Origin of the sequence: Photorhabdus sp. CRCIA-P01 (assembly GCF_003545805.1) — a bacterium.
In the GTDB taxonomy this organism is placed as follows: Bacteria; Pseudomonadota; Gammaproteobacteria; order Enterobacterales; family Enterobacteriaceae; genus Photorhabdus; species Photorhabdus antumapuensis.
The window spans coordinates 1-4,119 of the sequence record NZ_NMQR01000110.1 but is presented as its reverse complement, the minus strand read 5'-3'; the positions used below and the strand labels follow the sequence as shown (position 1 = coordinate 4,119).

Here is a 4,119-nt window from a genome sequence, read left to right as displayed (position 1 = left end):
GAGACCCTCAGCGGTGACGGCCATATCCCCCTGCGATAACAGTTGGCCGTCACCGCTGAGGGTCTCGGCGTTAATATCCACCTGTTTCCCGGCAATCAGGGTGCCCTGTTGGTTGTTAATCCTCAGATGCGGTTGCTGAGCCTCGCTGTTGATAGTGAGCTGTTTGCCAGCAGAGACCAGCCCCTGGAGATTATTCAAGCTCTGGCTGATGTTCGCTTGCAGATGGTCGGCCGCCCGTAAAGCGCCCTGGCGGTTGTCCACCTGTTGGGCGTTGACCGTCAGGTTTTGCGCTTCCAGTCCTTTATCCGTCTGCGCCGTGTCGCGGTTAATCAGGTGAGCGGTGCTCAAGGTCAATTGCTGACCACCACGGATAAGGCCGCCGGTGTTATCGGTTTGGGTTTCAACATTAAGAGCGGTGTCGCCCACCGCCTGCACCTGCCCGTGACGATTGTCGAGCCGCTGGGTTTTCAGGTTGAACGTACCGGCCGACAACAATTTGCCGTCCCGGTTATCGGTCTGTGCCTGTCGGGTGTCGATAACCAACTGTCCGCCTTGCAGATGACCGTGGCGATTGTCCAGCGGGCCGCTGGTGACGGTGGTTTTGCCCTCACCAATAATTTGGCCCTGTTGGTTATCCAGTAACTGGCCGTCGGTATCCAGATTCAGGGCGTTTGCGGATTGTAAGGTCCCGTTGCGGTTAGTGAGTTGCTGACTGTGAATGTCCAGCCCGCCATTCCCGGCTATCTGTCCCTGAGTATTGTTGAGCATGCTGCTGGTCAGCGTCGTTTTGCCGTCCGCGGCTATCATGCCGCCGGTGTTATCGATGTCGCCGGTACGCAGGGTTAACTGCCCGCCGCTTAACAACCGGCCTGCTTTTTGGTCGGCATTGCGGGTATTAATGAGCCCATGCCCGTGGGTATCAACGGACATCTCCCGGCCGGATTGTAACCGCCCCGCCGTATTATCCAGTTCACCACTGTTTAAGGTCAGGGTGTCCCCGGCTATCACCTGTCCCGCCGTATTGATGAAGGGCTGGCCGGTGGTCTGGCTGTTGATATGCTGCGCCAGCAACACGCCTTGCGTGTTATCCAGTGTCTGGCTGGTTGTAGTCAGTCGGGTTTTGGCTTCAAGATGACCATTGGCATTCTGAATGGCCTTGCCAATGGTCAGGGTGGCGCTGTCCCCGGTAGCCACAAGGCTACCCCGGCGATTATCCAGTTGGGCCGCGCTGAGCCGGAGCGCGTTACCTGCTTCCAGTCTGCCCGCCTGATTGTCCAGCGTGTCTTTGACCGTCAGTGTCAGCGAGCCCTTGTCGGCAGCCACAAGGTTGCCGTGACGATTATCGACGGTCGTTGCCTTAAGGTTCAGGTTACCGTTACCGGCAAGGGTGCCGTTCTGGTTATTTAGGGTGTTTACCGTCAGAGACAGTGTATCTTTGCCGCGTTGTTGCATCACACCGCCTTGATGGCTCAGGGTGTCCGCATTGATAGTAATCTGCCCGGCCTGCGTTTCGGCGTGGTTGAGTTGCAGTTCCCCGGCTTGTATCGTCAGGGCACCGTTGGTGAGCAGTTTGCCCTTATTGCCCAGCCAGTGTTGGCTGTTGAGTGCCAGTTTCCCGTTACCCGCCAGTTGCACCGTGCCCTGAGTGTTATCTGCGTGACGCGCAGTGAGATGCAGGTCCTCGCCCTGACTGGCAATGTTGCCCTGATGGTTGTCGAGCTGGTCTGTGGTGAGGATCAACCGTTTCCCTTGATTGAACACTGTCCCTTCACGGTTATTCAGGGTACGGGTATGGAGCGTCAGTTCACCGCTTCCTGTCTGGTTAATTTTTCCTTTCAGGTTAGAGATATCCGGGGTCGTGAGGTGGATTTCCCGCGCCACTAACTGGCCGCCGTTGTTGTTAAACTGGCCCGGCGTTTTCGCAGTCAAACGGTTTGCGTTAACGGTGGCGCGAGCGGTATTTATCCCCGATTGGCCGGCGGTGAGTTGAATCTGGCTAGCGGCGGTCTGGCTGTCGCTCAGGTCAATCTGTTGACTGTGGATAGCCAGCGTGTCGGTCGCCAGATTTTTGCCATTGGCCTGAACGTGTTGCGCGGTCAGGGTCAGTGAACCGGGGCGGGTGGTGTTGCCCTTATCATCCAGTCCGGCGGCCCAGACGCTGTCATGGCTGCTGTGTATGGTGCCTGCGGTAACGGTGGTATCGCCGCGGGCCTCCACCCGGCCCTGATTCTTTAACGCCCCGTTGGCTTGTAAATTCACCGTTGATTGTGACAACAATTTGCCCGCGTTAGTCACATTGGAAGACGACGTTAATTGCAGCCCGTCACGGCTGCTGATGGCGCCGCGGTTTTCTATCCAGCCATCGGCGGTAATATGCACGTCCCCGGCTGAGGCCCCGATATTGCCGGCATTATGGACGCCCACCCCCGTTTCGGTGCCTATTAGCCTAATTTTATGGGCATACATGCCGCCCAGTGCCGCCACATCCAACGCAAACTCCGGCTGGTCAGTGGCCTCAGCGGATTTTTTCTCAATCTTCTGGTGTGCCGCATCCACCCGATTGCGCCCGGTGGTCACTTTCAGGTCTTGCGCATGTAATTTGGCGTTAATCGCCACGGAGCGGGCGATAATATCGGTGTAACTTTGCTGGGTGCTGTCCATGCCGTGCCCGTCAATCCGCACTTCCCCCTGATTGACATCAAACCCTTTCAACCGACCCCGCTCCATCAGGGCTTGCCCGGTGGTGAGCGTAGTGCGGTGCGCGTTAATAAACCCGCAGCCGTTACAGGTGATCCCCGAAGGGTTGGCAATAATCACCTCGGCTTTATGTCCGGCTACTTCAATCCAGCCGTTGAGGTGACTGCGGTCGTGGCTGTTGACTTCATTGAGGATAACGCTGGCGTCCCCTTTGGCTAACCACGGATTACCCGCCACCATACCGCCGAGTTGCGTCTGCGTGGCCTGATGGCTGTTATTAAGGATAACTCCTTGTTTATCCACATCAAACTGACGGTAGCTGTTGTGAGAAACGCCATCAGAGCCGGGCGTCTGAATATTAACCTGCGGCGTGCCGTTGGCGCTGCGAATGATGGTCGGCTGCTGACGTCCCGGCGCCTGTCCGTCGGCCACAATCGCCGCCTGTGCCGTGAGTGAAATCCCGCCAAGCGCTAACAAGAGACTGAATCGTAACGCCGTAAACCGGCAACGACACGACCGTAGAGATGGCCGACGAGCGCGGCGTCCCGTTCGTCCGCGCCCGGCACACACTATCTCGGCCACTACCATCCACATCTGACGGGCCTGATTAAAGATAATACGATACAACTGCTGGTTCATGATTTTTGCTCCACACAACACTACCCACTGGCAGTTTTGCTATTTGAATTAATACTGCCAATACAGGTTGAATCCGGCCGTGACCGGGGAGGTTTGGAAACCGGCGGGTTTGGACAGCGGGACGCCGACAAACAGGTCGTAGCTCACCCCTTTCAGGCTGCCTCGCCAGCCCAGGGCGCTCCCCGCCAGGTGTTTTCCGAGCAGCGCGTCGCTACCCGGACCGCCCACTTCTCCGTAATCGATCCCCAGATACAGCGACTGCCCACGCAGCGGGGTTTGCCAGTCCAGTTCGTTCCGGCTGTACCACCCCCGATCAGCGGATAAGGTCAACTCGCCATCAAAGCCGCGTACCGTCCAGCGGCCGCCAATTGAAAAGCGATCCTGAGGCGTCAACGGGCTGGCGCTTATCTGGCGCAGATACTGGGTTTGATAAGAAAAGGGCTGAGAAAACAGCGTTAACGGCCCGGCCAGCGTCGCTGAGAATTGGGTGATTTTAGGCAAGGCAGTCCCTTCATTGCGGTACTCTTCCGGCGCCGGTTGCGCGCCAAACCAGCGCATGCCCTGTTGGTAAGTGACCCTGGTATCGAGAGTGGCGTTGCCGATAGTGTGATGATGGGACAGTCCCAGCTTCCAGCCTGCGGTTTCCCGGCGCTGAACATCGATTTCAGTGTTGTCAATAAAATTACGGGACGCCCGGCGATAAATTTCACCGTTGAGCAGGGTTTTCTGGTCGGCGTTGCGGTGCAGCACCCGGCTGAGCTGGACCGCCAGGTTTTGGCTTTT

The 4,119-nt window shown here is 57.5% G+C and carries 2 protein-coding genes; both read right to left on the bottom strand.

Annotated features, from left to right (window positions below):
* On the bottom strand, window positions 1-3,336 hold a 3,336-nt coding region (locus tag D3222_RS23755), incomplete at its 3' end, for a two-partner secretion domain-containing protein (RefSeq protein WP_118988267.1).
* Window positions 3,337-3,384: 48 nt separating this feature from the next.
* Window positions 3,385-4,119, bottom strand: a 735-nt coding sequence (locus D3222_RS23750; RefSeq protein ID WP_198672917.1) for a ShlB/FhaC/HecB family hemolysin secretion/activation protein, incomplete at its 5' end; no start/stop codon positions are given.